This is a genomic window from Paenibacillus pinihumi DSM 23905 = JCM 16419, from assembly GCF_000422505.1.
GTDB lineage: Bacteria > Bacillota > Bacilli > Paenibacillales > Paenibacillaceae > Paenibacillus_D > Paenibacillus_D pinihumi.
Genome location: NZ_KE383864.1, coordinates 1143790 through 1158807, shown reverse-complemented (window position 1 = coordinate 1158807; position 15018 = coordinate 1143790). Strand labels below are relative to the sequence as shown.

The 15018-nt window shown below is 51.1% G+C and carries 11 protein-coding genes; 8 read left to right on the top strand and 3 right to left on the bottom strand.

The genetic code is table 11. The features are described 5' to 3' along the window. The first annotated feature begins 28 nt into the window (after positions 1–28). The 6 genes from H583_RS0119495 to H583_RS0119470 all read left to right on the top strand — a co-directional run bounded on the left by H583_RS0119495 (position 29) and on the right by H583_RS0119470 (position 10892). On the top strand, positions 29–1498 hold the full coding sequence (locus tag H583_RS0119495; RefSeq protein WP_028561943.1) for an ABC transporter substrate-binding protein: 1470 nt from the start codon (positions 29–31) through the stop codon (positions 1496–1498). Between the two features lie 83 nt (positions 1499–1581). Beyond that, on the top strand, positions 1582–2520 hold the full coding sequence (locus H583_RS0119490; RefSeq protein ID WP_028561942.1) for an ABC transporter permease: 939 nt from the start codon (positions 1582–1584) through the stop codon (positions 2518–2520). A gap of 55 nt (positions 2521–2575) precedes the next feature. After that, positions 2576–3493, top strand: a complete 918-nt coding sequence (locus H583_RS0119485) for a carbohydrate ABC transporter permease (protein ID WP_028561941.1) — start codon at positions 2576–2578, stop codon at positions 3491–3493. A 188-nt stretch (positions 3494–3681) separates the two neighbouring features. After that, positions 3682–5001, top strand: coding sequence for a glycoside hydrolase family 125 protein (locus tag H583_RS0119480; protein ID WP_028561940.1), 1320 nt, complete (start codon positions 3682–3684; stop codon positions 4999–5001). Further along, positions 4998–8126, top strand: a complete 3129-nt coding sequence (locus H583_RS0119475) for an alpha-amylase family protein (RefSeq protein WP_028561939.1) — start codon at positions 4998–5000, stop codon at positions 8124–8126. Before H583_RS0119480 ends, H583_RS0119475 begins: the two co-directional genes overlap by 4 nt. 24 nt (positions 8127–8150) lie before the next feature. Beyond that, positions 8151–10892 (top strand): alpha-mannosidase, encoded by a 2742-nt coding sequence (locus H583_RS0119470; RefSeq protein WP_028561938.1) that lies wholly within the window; start codon positions 8151–8153, stop codon positions 10890–10892. A 152-nt stretch (positions 10893–11044) separates the two neighbouring features. On the opposite strand, the gene nagZ is transcribed toward H583_RS0119470, so the two are convergent. From nagZ to H583_RS0119455, 3 genes are all read right to left on the bottom strand, one after another. Continuing rightward, positions 11045–12313: a beta-N-acetylhexosaminidase gene (nagZ, locus tag H583_RS0119465; protein WP_028561937.1), complete on the bottom strand. Its 1269-nt coding sequence runs from the start codon at positions 12311–12313 to the stop codon at positions 11045–11047. A gap of 266 nt (positions 12314–12579) precedes the next feature. Continuing rightward, on the bottom strand, positions 12580–12753 hold the full coding sequence (locus H583_RS37235) for a hypothetical protein (protein ID WP_169456502.1): 174 nt from the start codon (positions 12751–12753) through the stop codon (positions 12580–12582). 123 nt (positions 12754–12876) lie between these two features. Next, on the bottom strand, positions 12877–13221 hold the full coding sequence (locus H583_RS0119455) for a hypothetical protein (protein ID WP_028561936.1): 345 nt from the start codon (positions 13219–13221) through the stop codon (positions 12877–12879). A 213-nt stretch (positions 13222–13434) separates the two neighbouring features. Between H583_RS0119455 and H583_RS33530 the strand changes: the two genes are divergently transcribed. Together H583_RS33530 and H583_RS0119445 are read left to right on the top strand one after the other, a co-directional pair. Then, the gene (locus H583_RS33530) at positions 13435–14397 is read left to right on the top strand and encodes an NAD-dependent epimerase/dehydratase family protein (RefSeq protein ID WP_051236654.1); all 963 of its coding nucleotides are present in this window, start codon (positions 13435–13437) and stop codon (positions 14395–14397) included. Then, positions 14394–15017: a DUF1796 family putative cysteine peptidase gene (locus H583_RS0119445; RefSeq protein ID WP_028561935.1), complete on the top strand. Its 624-nt coding sequence runs from the start codon at positions 14394–14396 to the stop codon at positions 15015–15017. The genes H583_RS33530 and H583_RS0119445 overlap by 4 nt, the downstream gene beginning before the upstream one ends. The last annotated feature ends 1 nt before the right edge of the window (position 15018 follow it).

The window sequence follows — 15018 nt, the reverse complement described above, 5'->3', positions numbered from 1 at the left end:
TGAAACAAAACAACGGGGAGGATTTACTTTGAGCAAAAAGAAAAGAAGCTTAACGACAGCATTGCTGCTGATGCTGGCCATGTCTCTTGTGCTTAGCGCATGTGGCGGCGGCAAAAGCCAAAGCTCTGAAGGTACCGCTGAGAAGCCGGTTGAACTGATCTGGTATACCATTGGCACACCGCAAAAAGATGTGGACAAAGTAATGGCTGAGGTCAGCAAGTATACGGCCGAAAAAATCGGGGTTGCCGTCAAAATGAAAATGATCGACTGGGGCGACTACTCGCAAAAGCTGCAAGTCATGACCGCTTCCGGTGAGCCGGTTGATATTATGTTTACGTCCTCCTGGGCATTTGACTACGTTCAAAATGCCAGAAAAGGCGCATTCATGCAAGTCGATGATCTGCTAAAGGAGCATGGCCAAGACATTATTAAAACTCTGGACCCTGCTTTCCTGGAAGGCTCCAAGGTTGATGGACATAACTACGGCATTCCGGCTAACAAAGAGCTCCCTGCTCAAGAAGTATGGCGTTTCAACAAACAGTATCTGGACAAATACAATCTGGATATGAACAGCGTGACTACACTTGAAAGCCTGGAGCCGCTGCTCAAAACAATCAAAGAAAAAGAACCGAACATTTACCCGTTCGCACTGGATAAAAACCAGATGCCATACGTGCCTTATGATTACGTAATCGAGAAGCTGCCAATGGCAGTCAAGCTGGATACGCAGGATTACAAGGTTGTCAACATTCTGGAAACACCGGAAATGATTCAAGCGCTGAAGACCATGCATAAATACTACAAAGCCGGCTATATTCCTACGGAAGCAGCTACACTTGATTCCATGACGGATGTCCAATCAAGCGGCAGATGGTTTGCTGACCGTGCAACGACACAGCCGTTCGCGACCAACCTCTGGTCTGCAAGCTACGGTTATCCGGTTGTATCGACACCGGCAAGCCAGGCGACGATTTACAACTGGTCGGTTATGGGTTCCATGCAAGCCATCTCCGCAAACTCCAAGTATCCGGAGAAAGCGATGGAATTCCTGAACCTGCTCAATACTGATCCTGTACTGCGCAACATGGTGGATTCCGGTATTGAAGGCGTTCACTACAAAAAAGTCAGCGATAACGTGATGGAAAACCTGGATGAGTCCAAAAACTATGACATGCCAACTTTCTCGCTTGGCAACGTTATGCTGACATATTTGAATACGACAGACCCTGCCAACAAGTGGGAAGAGTTCAAGAAGTTCAATGACACAGGTGTTCCGGCACCGCTGCTTGGCTTCAACTTCGATACATCCAAAGTAACGACAGAAATCGCTTCCGTTCAAAACGTAAGAGAAGAGTACTGGGCAGCACTGATGACCGGTACTGTAGATCCGGACACGTATCTGGCCCGTGCCAACGAGAAATTCAAAGCGGCAGGACTGGATAAAATTATGGCTGAAGCCCAGCGTCAAGTAGACGAGTGGAGAGCAGCGAACAAGTAATACGAAGGGGAGGTATGAGGCAAGCGGATCACATTCGCCCTCATACCTTCTCTCATTAAACCGAAAGACGAGAGGTGAATCCCGTGGGAGCCCTGGGGCGTTTTTTCAAAGACATTAATAGAAACAAAGCCATGTTGATCATGGTGCTGCCGGCAACACTCTGGTTTATCTTTTTCTCCTATTTGCCAATGGCCGGTATGGTGATTGCATTCAAGGAGTACCGGTATAGCCGGGATGGCTTTTTGGCCAGTATTATCGAGAGCAAATGGGTCGGTCTGCAAAATTTTAAATTTTTGTTCAGTACGAATGACGCTTATATTATCACGCGCAATACAGTTGTATACAATATTTTCTTTATCGTGATCGGCCTGGTTCTTGCTGTAGCGATGGCGATTATACTCGCCGAACTTGCCAATAAGAGATTGGCCAAAGTGTATCAAACCGGGATGTTCCTGCCTTATTTCCTGTCCTGGGTTATTGTCGGCTACTTCGTATTCAGCTTTCTGAGCCTGGATCGCGGTGTTGTGAATCAAATTACCGGCTGGTTCGGAATAGACCCGATCAACTGGTACTCTGATCCGACGTATTGGCCAATCATTATTGTAGTCGTATTCTTATGGAAATCCGTTGGTTATAACAGTGTTATTTATCTGGCCGCCATTATGGGGATCGACAAATCGCTGTATGAGGCTGCAATGATTGACGGAGCGAACAAGTGGCAGCAAATCCGCAACATTACGATTCCGATGCTGACGCCGCTCATTACGATTTTGACACTGCTTGCCATCGGTAAAATTTTCTATGCTGACTTTGGTCTGTTCTATCAGGTCCCTCGCGACTCGGGAACGCTCTACAGTGTCACCAATGTTATTGACACGTATGTATACCGCGGTCTGAAATCAACCGGTGAGATCGGCATGAGTACGGCAGCAGGCTTGTATCAATCGCTGATCGGCTTCATTCTTGTTATCACATCGAACGGAATTGTACGTAAATTTAATAAAGACAATGCTCTGTTCTAGACTTCAAAATTCGCCTGTCTGATCAGGCAAGCATTGATTAAGGGAGGAACCCGTTGTGTCCGCTGGAACGACGAAATCTCGCGACTTTCACAGGCTGACGCCTGTCTGGAATATCGCTTTCCATACCGTGGCTGGCTTTTTCGCGCTACTCTGCGTATTTCCTTTTCTGTTCGTCACCATTCTCTCCTTTACGGATGAGGCGACGCTTGCAAAAAACGGATATCAGCTCATCCCGGAAAAATGGAGCGTGGAAGCTTACGCTTATTTGTTTAAAGCAGGAGACCAATTGCTCCGCTCGTATGGAGTCACCATTGCAGTTACCGTTATCGGTACTGTCATCGGTGTGGTTTGTATGGCGCTATTTGCCTATGCGATTTCACGCAAAAGCTTTAAGTACCGCAATTTTTTCGCATTTATGGCTTTCTTTACGATGCTGTTTAACGGCGGACTTGTACCGACGTACATCGTTGTTACGCAGCTGCTTGGCCTGAAGGATTCGATCTGGGCGCTCATTTTGCCGCTTGCTGTCAATGCCTTTTACATTATGATTCTGCGTACATTCTTCTCAACAATGGTACCGGATGCCATTATTGAATCGGGAAGAATTGACGGCTCCGGAGAGTTCGGCATCTTCTTCAAGCTGGTGCTGCCGCTGTCCCTGCCGGGTCTGGCTACGATTGCCCTATTCAGTACACTGGGTTATTGGAACGACTGGTTCAACGCCCTGCTGTACATTAACACCCCGGATCTGGTGCCGTTGCAGTCCATGCTGATGCGAATTGAGAACAGCATGCAATTCATTCTGCAAAACGCGCAAAATACATCGCTGAGCGTCGGCGTGCTGCAATCCATGCCGCAGGATACTTCGCGTATGGCGATGGTTGTACTGGCAACCGGGCCGATCGTATTAGCGTATCCGTTCTTCCAGCGCTACTTCGTTCAAGGTCTGACCGTTGGTGCGGTGAAAGAGTAGTTTGAACAAAGCTATCCCCGATGAGAGGGATATATTTAAGCTTTTGCTACACTATCATACGAAGTTCAACAAAAATGCTTGGAAATAAGGCAGCTGGCGAAGGGAGGGAGGATTCTCCCGCAGCCTTGCTGGAGCCGAATTGACAAGAACTGACTGTTATGTTGAGCCTTAAAAGGAGTCTATACATTATGGAGCAATTCAGATTACCAAAAATTCCGATGCCTGAGCTTACGCTGCCGAAGGCGGTTCAGGATGTATTGAAGGAAGCGGAGGAGAAGCTTGCGCATCGTCCGAAGCTGCTGCAGTTGTTCAAGAACTGTTTTCCGAACACACTGGAAACCACGACCAAGCTGATGGACGACGGCACGACCTTCGTTATTACAGGAGATATCCCTGCGCTGTGGCTGCGCGATTCCGTTGAGCAGGTGATCCACTATGTGCCGTTTGCAAAGGATGACAAGGATTTGCAGCGTATTATCAGCGGTCTGATCAAGCGTCATATGATGTATATTCAAATTGACCCGTATGCCAATGCATTCAATGAATCGGCAAATGACTGGCACTGGAATACCACAGATGAGACTGAAATGTCCCCATGGGTATGGGAGCGCAAGTTTGAGCTCGATTCCATCTGCTTCTCAATCCGATTGGCTTATGCTTACTGGAAAGAGACAGAACAGACAGATATTTTCGATTCCGGCTTCAAAGCGGCAATGCGCCGTATCGTTGAACTGTGGAAGACAGAACAGCGCCACTTTGAGCAATCGCCTTACCGTTTCACAAGAGACAATGGTATTCCGACAGATTCGCTGCGCAATAGCGGTCTTGGCATGCCAGTGAACTATACCGGAATGATCTGGTCCGGCTTCCGCTCCAGCGATGATGCTTGCGATTTCCATTACAATGTGCCGGACAATATGTTCGCAGTGGTATCGCTTCGTCAAATGGGTGAAATTGCCGAGTGGGTATTCCGTGACATGGACTTTGTCAAAGAACTGAAGAAGCTCGAGGAAGATGTGGATCACGGCATTCAGCTGTATGGCGTTTACCGCCATCCTGAATTCGGTCCGATCTATGCTTACGAGACAGACGGCTTCGGCAATTACTGTCTGATGGATGACGCGGGTACACCGGGTCTGATGTCTATTCCTTACCTGGGTTACACGACTGCTGATGATCCGATCTATCAGAACACAAGAAAATTTGCCTTGAGCAAGCATAATCCGTTCTACTATGAAGGGAAAATGGCCAAGGGTATCGGCAGCCCGCATACTCCGCCAGACTACATCTGGCATATGGCTTTGTCGATGCAGGGTCTGACTGCGACCAGCAACGAGGAGAAGCTGGCGATGATCAACATGCTGGAAGCGACAGATGCGGATACCGGCTATATGCATGAAGGCTTCCATGCTGACGATCCAACCATCTTTACGCGCAAATGGTTTGCATGGTCGAACAGCCTGTTCTCCCAGCTTGTGTATAAGGCGATGAAGGAAGAGATTTTATGAGCAACATTATTTTCTACGACGCATCGTTTCCGCAGCAGTCATGCTTAAGCTCTGAAGCAGAAGATCAGCTTTCCCGTCAAGGGAAAGTGGTCGATGCAGGGGACCTTGCAGCAGCGCTGCGCTCCGCACAAGGCGGCAGCTTCGTCAATCTGCACGCGCCGTACTTCCCGAAAGAAGCATGGAGCGAGATTATCGGCTTTTTGAAACGTGGTGGCGGCCTGATAAGCGTTGGTGCCTCCCCGTTCAAGCGTCCTGTTGTCCGTAATGGGGCGGGGGCATGGATCGCGGAAAGCGAGCAGACTGCCTACCATCGCGAGCTTCGGATTCATGAGATGCTGCCTGTAAATTCAGCGCCGATTCGTACATTGTCTGCGAATGCGGACATTCCGCTGCTGCAGGGCAAGGAAGCAATGTTCGACGTATCGGATACATGGAATATGGTTCCGCATGTAACCAAGAGCAGTGATCTGCCGCATCAGATGGGGTCAGCCGGACCAATGGATGCTCACCTGTATCCATTGCTCAAGGGAATTTCTGTAGATGGCAGACAGGTTGCCGCTCCTGTCTTGCTATGGGAGAACACGAAGGGCAGCTTCGCTGGCAGCCGCTGGCTGTTTGTCAATCAGCCGTTGTCCGAACGTTTCTGGTCGGCTGATGGGGCGGAGACACTTGGACGCTGGGCACAATTTTGCGGTCAAGGTGTAACGGAGCTATGGATCAAACCGAATTATGCCTCTTATGAGCCGGGCGAGCGTGCCATGCTGACATTGCAAATTCAGCAGCTCGCGCGTTCTGCTACACAAGAGCATACTGAATCTGGTGCGAGTTGGTGCTTCTCCATTGGAATCGAGCACGACAGCAAACAGGATCAGCGCTGGAATGAACAAGTGAAGATTGAAGCTTCTGCCAAACAGCGCATTGTACGGATTCCGGTTCCGCTTGAACTGGAGAGCGGCTATTACACCGTTACCTGCAAGGCAGAATCCTTCACAGGAGAGGTTCGCATTCTCCGCCAGGGCTTCTGGGGAATGGATCGCGAGCTGCTGGCAGAAGGCAGTCCGGTTACCTGCGGACGCGATTATTTCGAGAAGGATGGCCGTCCGCTGCCGGTTGTCGGCATGACGTATATGACCTCGGATGTTGCGCGCAAATTTTTGTTTTTGCCTAATGCATCAGTATGGGACCGGGATATGGCGCAGATGCGCAATGCGGGCATCAACTGGATTCGCACCGGCATTTGGACCGCTTACCGCAATGTGATGCAAGTAGACGGCCATGCTTCTGAGGAAGTGCTGCGCGCGATCGATGCGTTTTTATTGACGGCGAAGCGTCATGATTTGCAAATTACATTTACCTTCTTTTCCTTTACCCCGGAGACGTGGGAAGGAGAGAATCCATATTTGGATCCGCGCAGCGTAGAGGCGCAGAAGCGGTTCATTACATCGATTGTCTCCAGACATGCAGATTCCAAACATGTGGACTGGGATTTGATTAATGAGCCGTCCATGTTCGATCCTCCGCGCATCTTCTCCGACGGCCCCAGATCGGCGCGTGATCCGTTCGAGAAAGCAGCTTTCTCCGCGTGGCTGAAGGAACGTCACCAGAGCATAGAGCGTCTGCAAATGCTGTGGAATATGACCCCGGAGCAGCTGTCTGGCTTTGAGTCGGCCCTGCCGCCAGAGGCAGAGGAAATCAACTTTGACGTGCAGGACATGCATCAGGGCAAAAAGGGAACACGCTGGCTGGACTATGCACTATTCTCGATGGAGATGCATAACCGCTGGGCAAAAGAGCTGTATGAGGCAATCAAGGCGGAATGCCCGGATCATATGGTAACCGTCGGTCAGGACGAAGCGCTCGGCGCACAGCGTCCATCACCGTTCTTCTACGGGGAGGCTGTTGACTATACAACTGTCCATTCGTGGTGGCTTAATGACCAGCTGGTATGGGACAGCATCTTCGCCAAGACGCTGAACAAGCCGACAATCGTTCAAGAGACCGGAATTATGTATGTAGAGACCCCGGAAGGCCGGGCGAAGCGTTCAGAAGAAGAGCTTCGCAGCATTCTGGAGCGTAAATATGCTTATGCCTTTGCAACAGGCGGAGCGGGAGCTGTCCAGTGGATTTGGAATACGAACTTCTACATGGACAACGCCAACGAATCGCATATCGGTGCGCTCCGGGCAGATGGGACAGAGAAGCCGGAGGCGGATGTTTCGTATGATTTTGGACGCTTCATTCACGAGATCAGAGACTTGTTCACCGGGCGTGAGCTGGAGGACACCGTAGTCGTCTTCCCGTACTCCAATGATTTCTCCAACCGCAAGCTGGCTTTCGATGCGACAACCCGGGCAACGCGCGTGCTGGCCTATGAGCTGAACAAGCCGTTCCGCGGTGTCGGTGAATACCAGCTGCAAGAACTGGAACAGGCGCCTGCCAAGCTTGTTATCGTACCAAGCGCTCATAACATTGATGATGCAGCATTGGATCAGCTGCTGGATTATACGGCGCGGACGGGAGCGACCTTGCTGCTGACAGGTCCGACGGGCATTGATGCATACTGGCGTCCAGTTGACCGTCATGAGGAGCTGTTTGGAGCAAGAGAACTGGTAAACGTGCGCCGTGAGGAGTTGCTGCGCATCGGCGATCAACTGCTCCCGGTATCATTCGGCAGCCGCAGAATTGCGCAGGTCTGGAAGGAAGCTCAGACAGCCGCAACTCCAAAAGGTGCCGATCAGCTGATTGAGCTGGCGCACGGCGAAGGAAGAATTTTGTGGTGTCCGCTTCCTGTGGAGCTGAATGACCGCACAGAGCCGGTATCCGCGCTTTACCAATATGCACTCGCTTCTTCCGGTTGCAGCACTGAGCTGAACTGGCTGCAAGGCGGACAACTGCACGGTATCTATGGCCGCAAGCTGACCTTCAAAGATGGCGCGCTTTTCACCTTTGTATCTGAGTTTGGTGCGGATGCAGAAATTGAGGTCGAAGACCCGGTAACCGGCGTCAAATACGCATTTGTATTGGAGAAGGAGCGTTCCGTACTGTTTGCAGCGGATCAGCAAGGCCGGATATTGTCGGTGTACCGTCCCGGTCAGGTGGAAATCAAGGCAGTACCCGCGAACTGATTAACATAAAGAGGTGTTCAAGCAATGACCCAAAAAAGAACAGCCCATATCATCTCCCATACCCACTGGGACCGGGAATGGTATTTGCCATATGAGAAGCATCATGTATTGCTTGTAAAGCTGGTGGATACACTGCTGTACAAGCTGGATACGGATCCGGACTTCAAGAGCTATTACATGGACGGACAAACGATCATTCTGGAAGATTATTTGCAGGTCCGCCCTGAGAACCGGGAGCGTCTGGAGCATTACATCAAGGAAGGCCGGATCGCAATCGGGCCATGGTATATTTTGCAGGATGCATTCCTGACAAGCAGTGAAGCGAATATCCGCAACTTGCAAATCGGGCATCAGGATGCCAGCCGTTATGGCACGATTGCCAAAGTCGGCTATTTCCCGGATACGTTCGGCAATATCGGCCAGGCTCCGCAAATTATGCGCCAGGCCGGCATTGACAACGCGGTGTTCGGCAGAGGCGTGAAGCCGACCGGCTTCAATAATACAGTTGCCGATTCCGCTTACGAATCCTCCTTCTCCGAGCTGATCTGGGAAGGGCCGGACGGCTCGCAGGTATTGGGCATTTTGTTCGCCAACTGGTACAGCAACGGCAATGAAGTGCCGACTGATGAAGCAGAAGCGGCGGAATACTGGGAGCGCAAGCTGGCGGAAGCACAGAAATATGCAGCAACCGGACAGCTGCTGTTCATGAACGGCTGCGACCATCAGCCGATCCAGCAGGATTTGCCTGCTGCTATCGAAATGGCCCGCAAGCTGTATCCGGATACGGAGTTTATCCACTCCAACTTTGAGGATTATCTGGCGGCAGTGAATAAGTCGCTTATCCAAGACCTGTCTGTCGTCAAGGGCGAGCTGCGCAGCCAGCGGACAGACGGCTGGTCAACGCTTGTGAATACGGCTTCGGCCCGCGTATATCTGAAGCAGATGAACCAGCTTGGACAGGCAATGCTGGAGAAGGTCGCTGAGCCGCTTGCAGCCTTTGCCTACTCGCTCGGACACGAATATCCGCATCATCTGTTTACGTATGCGTGGAAAACGCTCATGCAGAACCATCCGCATGACAGTATTTGCGGCTGCAGTGTTGATGAAGTACACCGTGAGATGGTCACCCGCTTTGACAAGAGCCGTCACGTAGCAGAGGCGATTATTGATGAGAGCAAGGCAGTTATCGCAGAAGCTGTAGATACGACAGTCTTCGCAAAGTATGGCGAGGATGCGCTGCCGGTTGTCGTATACAATACGACAGGATGGACACGCAGCGGAATCGTTGAGGTTGAAATCGATGTTGCGCGTATTTACTTCCGTGAAGGCGTGCCGCTTGATGAAATGAACAAACGGATGTATGCCGTCGATGTAACCGGACGGACGCTTGTAGACCATGAGGGTGCTGTTATTGCGCATACGGTTGCCGATCTGGGATTGCAATTCGGCTATGAGCTGCCGGATGACAAGTTCCGCCAGCCGTACATGAGCCGCAAAGTGCGCCTGACCTTTGAGGCGAAGCAGGTGCCGGCAATTGGACTGGCAGCTTTCGCATGGGTCCGCAATGCGAATGTAAGCGGACAGTCGCAGACTTCCATGGTTGCAGGGCAACAAGCGTTGGAGAATGACTATCTTCGCGTGGAGGTTGCCGAAGACGGCTCCTTCAGCCTGACTGACAAGCGTACAGGCCAAGTATACCGTGATCTCGGCGTCTATGAGAATACAGGCGATATCGGCAACGAGTACATGTACAAGCAGCCAAATGGCGAACAGGCGTTGACGACGAAAGGACTGAATGCGAGCATTCGCATTCAGGAGGACAGCCCTTACCGCGCGGCGATTGAAATTGTTCATGAGTGGGAAATCCCTGCTTCTGCGGACGAGCTGTTCGAAGTGGAGAAGCGTGAAGCGGTTTACTTCCCTGAGCGCAAAGCACAGCGGAGAGCTGAGATGGTTCCGTTGAAGATCCGTACGGTAATTGCCTTGACTCGTGAAGGCCAGGGCATTGAATGGAAATCCACCTTCAATAACCAGGCCAAGGACCACCGTGTCCGTGTTCTGTTCCCGACTGACCTTGTGGCATCTGTTCACCACGCCGATTCCATCTTTGAAATCGCCGAGCGCGACAATGAGCCTGCAGCAGAATGGATCAATCCGAGCAATGCCCAGCATCAGCAGGCATTCGTTGATGTCAGCAGCGACCAGGCGGGTCTGACAGTTGCCAATCTTGGTCTGAACGAATACGAGGTGCTGCGCGACGGACGCAATACAATTGCCGTTACCCTGCTTCGCGCTGTAGCCGAACTGGGCGACTGGGGCGTATTCCCGACACCGGAGGCGCAATGTCTGGGCGAGCATAGCTTCAGCCTGATGATTTTGCCGCATAACGGAGACGGGGCTGCGTCCGGCGCTTATGCTGCGGCTTATCAGTTCCAGGTGCCATGGACAGCGAGCCAGACGGCTGTGCACGAAGGCACGCTTGCTCCGGCTGGCGCTCTCTTCGACTGGTCGGGCGATTCGGTTGCTTTCTCCTCATTGAAGGTGAACGAGCAATCCGGGGACTTCCTGCTTCGCTGGTATAACATGAAACCGGAACAAACCGGGCTTAAGCTTGCTGCCGGTTCTGCCGCGCCTGTGCTTGGCTTGGCATACCGCAGCAATGTGCTGGAGGATAAAGGCGAAGCGCTGGCAAAAAGCGTACAGTCTGTCTGCCAGCTTCCGGTTGGTCCGTGTGAGATTGTAACACTTGGTGTAAGCCGGATCTAATCTCCCGCAGCTTGTCTCTACACAGCTGGCGGATCACCTCCAAATGATGCCGATGAAACAAAAAACGTTGCCTTCTCAATAAATGAGAAGGCAACGTTTTTTTATTGTCAAAGGCCAGTAAGCAGCATGAGCCTTTGGGCGTTAGCATTATCTTATTTCTTTCCTGCATTCAATGCGGCCTGAATCTCTTTGTTCACCGATTTCACATCTACACTGTCCAGCTGCTTGTCCTCGAGACGGTACTTGCTCTTGAGCTTCAAAATCCGGTAGACACTCTCATCGATTCGGTCTTCCGTCAGCTTTCCATCCGCTACATTCTTGATCAGTGCCTGAATCACAGCAGTCTGCTGCTTATAATCGTGGCCAACCAGCAGAATATCGCTGCCTGCCTGAACGGAACGCACAGCAGCTTCGGTCAGCCCATAATGCTTTGTAATGCCTCCCATCATCATATCATCGGTAATGACGACGCCGTCATACCCCAGCTTTTCCCGCAGTAATCCGCCAATGATGTTTTTGGATATGGAAGCGGGATAATCCTTGTCCAGCGCCGGAATGAGCAGATGGGCAACCATGACCGCATCTGTCCCTTCCTTTACAGCTTCAGCAAACGGCAGCAGCTCAAAGCTCTCCAGCTCCTTCAGCGATTTGCTTACGACAGGCAGATCCAGATGGGAATCGACCGAAGTATCGCCGTGTCCCGGGAAGTGCTTCACTACTGCTGCGACATCACGGGCTTGCAATCCCTTCATAACAGCAATCCCGTTATCGATGACCTGCTCGGGCTTGCGTCCGTAAGAGCGGTCGCCAATTACCGGATTGGCCGGGTTGCTGTCGATATCCATTACAGGAGCGAAATTCATATTGAAGCCAAGCGCACTCAGTTCCGCGCCAAGCGCCTCTCCAATACCACGGGCATACCCGGAATCCTTGACCCCGCCAATTGCGCGGGCGGAAGGGATCTTCACAAACTCCTTCGGCATTCTGCTGACCCTGCCGCCTTCCTGGTCAACGCTCAGCCACAGCGGGACCGAATTATCTTTATTTTCACGCTTCAATTCATTAAGCAGACCGAGTGTTTGAGAAGGGCTGGTAATATTATATTTGTACAAAATAAACCCGCCCACATGGTTTTTCTCCACCATCTCCCGTGCTTCAGTCTGCAGCGCTGTGCCGTCCAGGCCGACCAGCATCATTTGGCCTATTTTTTGCTCGATTGTCATCTTGCTTATTTGCTCCAGGATCGGGTCTGCCGGGGGAGCTGGCTCTTCCTCAGGCTTTTCCGGAGTTGTTACCGGCGGTTTGTTCGTTTCCGACACGGGCGGCTTCCCGTTGCCAGCGCCTTGATTTGCTGTACCGCAGCTCGCAAGCAAGGTGGCGATGCCGAGCAGGACCATGAGCAGTGACAGTCTTTTGCGCATTATGAAGCGCCTCCTTTTTTTTGCACTATCTCCACTATTTCCAGGCTGGTAGTTTTTTATTACGATGCACCAGCTCCATTTGTCCTAATTGGACGTTCGAGTTAAGTGAAAAGTTCAGTTTTTGCTTCTATGTATGTTTCGAAAATATAACGGGCGGCCATAAGTCTGATACCAGGTAAGCCTCCTGCCAATGATCTTGAATTGGCGGAGGCTTCTTCCCGGCGAAATGGACAGCAGTGCCGTGAACCTTTACAACTGTCCTGGTTTTATTTAGGTATGTGGGATATGACCGGAATGACTTTATTGTCCGGCAGGGAATAATGGGCAGGCAGCAAGGTATTGATCCGTGTCCAGACTTCATAATCGACCTGAACTTCAGGGTTGGAAATTTGCTGCTGAAAAATCCGGTTATACAAATCTCCCGTCACTGGAAAACTCAAACGAACGCCTCCTTTTACAAGACCAGGCTGAGAGCAGCCTGATACATATAATGAATTAATAGTTTTACCGCAGGTCAACCTTCAAATTCATGCCGCAAAATCTGCCTTTCAGTTGAGCTGCTCTCAACTGACTTCAAATTCGAGATGTGAAAACCTGGCTACAACACCGCCCCAATTTTTAATCTCCAGGTCGAGTGCTACTGAATCCGTATTGTGGATGTTCGTAACCAGCTTCAAATCAAAAGGGGTATACCAGGTGGCGACATCCCGAAAAACATGGGTGGCTCCCTCCCCAGAATACGGAGCGAGGCTGCACAGCGACATGTAGAAAATGCCGCTTGGCCCCGTTACCTCAAGCAGTGATTCAAAGCTGCGGGTCCCCCTGTTATGAACACTCAGATCAAAGCTTTGAACATGAGGGCTCGAAATCAAATGATTCACATTGGATGAAATGCGATAGACAGACATTCATGCTGCCTCCTTATATGTCTTTTTACGACGGAAGTGAGCGGTTTTTGGCCACAATTTAGCGTGAAGAAAAGGTTCTGCTGCTATTAATATATGAATCCTCCAATTAGAAGAACTCGTTGTCTACCTATTTATCTTTCATTTCAGGCGAATATCTTACTCCAAAGTCTCCCATCTGACATAGGATATAAAAAACCATAGGGGAGAGTCGCCATGAAAGCATTCGTGACAGGCGGGGCCGGGTTTATCGGTTCCCATCTTGCAGCCGCTCTTGCCAGCCGTGGAGATCAGGTTACGGTCATTGATAACCTGGCTTCCGGAAGTGTAAAGAAGATACATCCCAAGGTGCAGTTTCTGCAGCTTGATATCCGGAGCCGTGAGGCGCGCGAACTGATTGTCCGGCAGCAGCCGGATGTCGTCTTTCATCTTGCAGCGCAAACGGATGTCCAGCAATCTCTGCTGAATTCCGGGTATGATGCGGATGTCAATATTGGGGGAACGATCAATCTTTTGGAGGGTTGCCGGGTGACGGGAAGCAAGCTTGTTTTTGCTTCTACCTCGGCTGTGTATGGAGATTTGGAGAAAACGCAAATTTCGGAGCAGGACCCTGCCCGCCCGATATCCTGCTACGGGCTGTCCAAATGGGCTGCAGAATCGTACATTCAGGTTTACAACAAGCTTTATGGCGTCCCGTATACGGTTCTTCGCTTCAGTAACGTGTTTGGTCCCGGCCAGACGGCAAAAGGCGAAGGCGGTGTAGTCGCCGTATTTCTGGAGCGGCTGCAAACGGGCCGGCCAGTCTCGATCCATGGAGACGGCGGACAGACCCGTGATTTTATTTACGTCGGAGATATTGTATCCGCCCTGCTGGCTGCAGCAAGCAGGGGGGACGGGCAGACGCTTCATGCAAGCACGGCCGCCAGTGTCTCGGTTAATGAACTGGCAGACCTGATGGGTCAGATTAATGGCCGGGAGCTGCAGAGAATCTACAAGCCTGCGAGAACAGGAGACATCCGCCACAGTTGCCTAAGCAACATCAAGGCACAGCAAGCGCTGCTGTGGAAGCCCGAACAGCCGCTCAAGGCGGGGCTCGAAGCTGCTTACCGCTACACGATGAAGGGTCAAATCCGGGTATGGAAAGAAGATGAAGACGAACAGGGAGATGATCAGGGATGAAGCTTCAGGATATTAAAGGGTCTTACAATGCCATTTACAGCCTCGGCGATCTCTGTCTTGCATCTATTCAGCTCAAGCAAAACAACCTCCGCACGTTTGCAGGCGTGCTGGACTGGGCAGGCTCGCCCATATTGCCGGATGTTACCCGGCTGCTGCAGAACCGGTTTGCGGGCTTAATGGATGCCCAAAATCTGCGGGTCATCGGATACGCTGGAGATACCCATATCTGTGTATCGGATGACACTTATAATTTTGTGTCCAATCATGATTTTGAGATAGGGCCTAACTCCTTGTACCATCTGGGCACTTATGCGGAAGTTAAAGCCAAATATGACCGCCGGATTCAACGCTTCCTTGAGAAGGCGGCGACAAGCCAGCGGATGCTGTTCGTCCGCACGGAAGGCACACTGGAGGAAGCGGCTGCTTTGCAAAATGTCCTCTCCGGTCTTGTTCAGCATGATTTCAAAGTGCTGGTTGTCAATCATGCCCCTGTAAGCACTATTATCGAGCTGGATTGGCCGCTGGAGAAAGTGTGTGGGATACAGCTTCCTAACGGGGAGAAGTGGGCTGGCAACAATCATTTATGGCAGCATATGCTCCAGGGCATTTATTTAATCTAAG

Excerpts from the sequence above, each read along its gene's own strand:
- H583_RS0119480 (WP_028561940.1), top strand. The coding sequence starts at position 3,682 with ATGGAGCAATTCAGATTACCAAAAATTCCGATGCCTGAGCTTACGCTG.
- H583_RS0119475 (WP_028561939.1), top strand. The coding sequence starts at position 4,998 with ATGAGCAACATTATTTTCTACGACGCATCGTTTCCGCAGCAGTCATGC.
- H583_RS0119470 (WP_028561938.1), top strand. The coding sequence starts at position 8,151 with ATGACCCAAAAAAGAACAGCCCATATCATCTCCCATACCCACTGGGAC.
- nagZ (WP_028561937.1), bottom strand. The coding sequence starts at position 12,313 with ATGCGCAAAAGACTGTCACTGCTCATGGTCCTGCTCGGCATCGCCACC.
- H583_RS0119455 (WP_028561936.1), bottom strand. The coding sequence starts at position 13,221 with ATGTCTGTCTATCGCATTTCATCCAATGTGAATCATTTGATTTCGAGC.
- H583_RS33530 (WP_051236654.1), top strand. The coding sequence starts at position 13,435 with ATGAAAGCATTCGTGACAGGCGGGGCCGGGTTTATCGGTTCCCATCTT.
- H583_RS0119445 (WP_028561935.1), top strand. The coding sequence starts at position 14,394 with ATGAAGCTTCAGGATATTAAAGGGTCTTACAATGCCATTTACAGCCTC.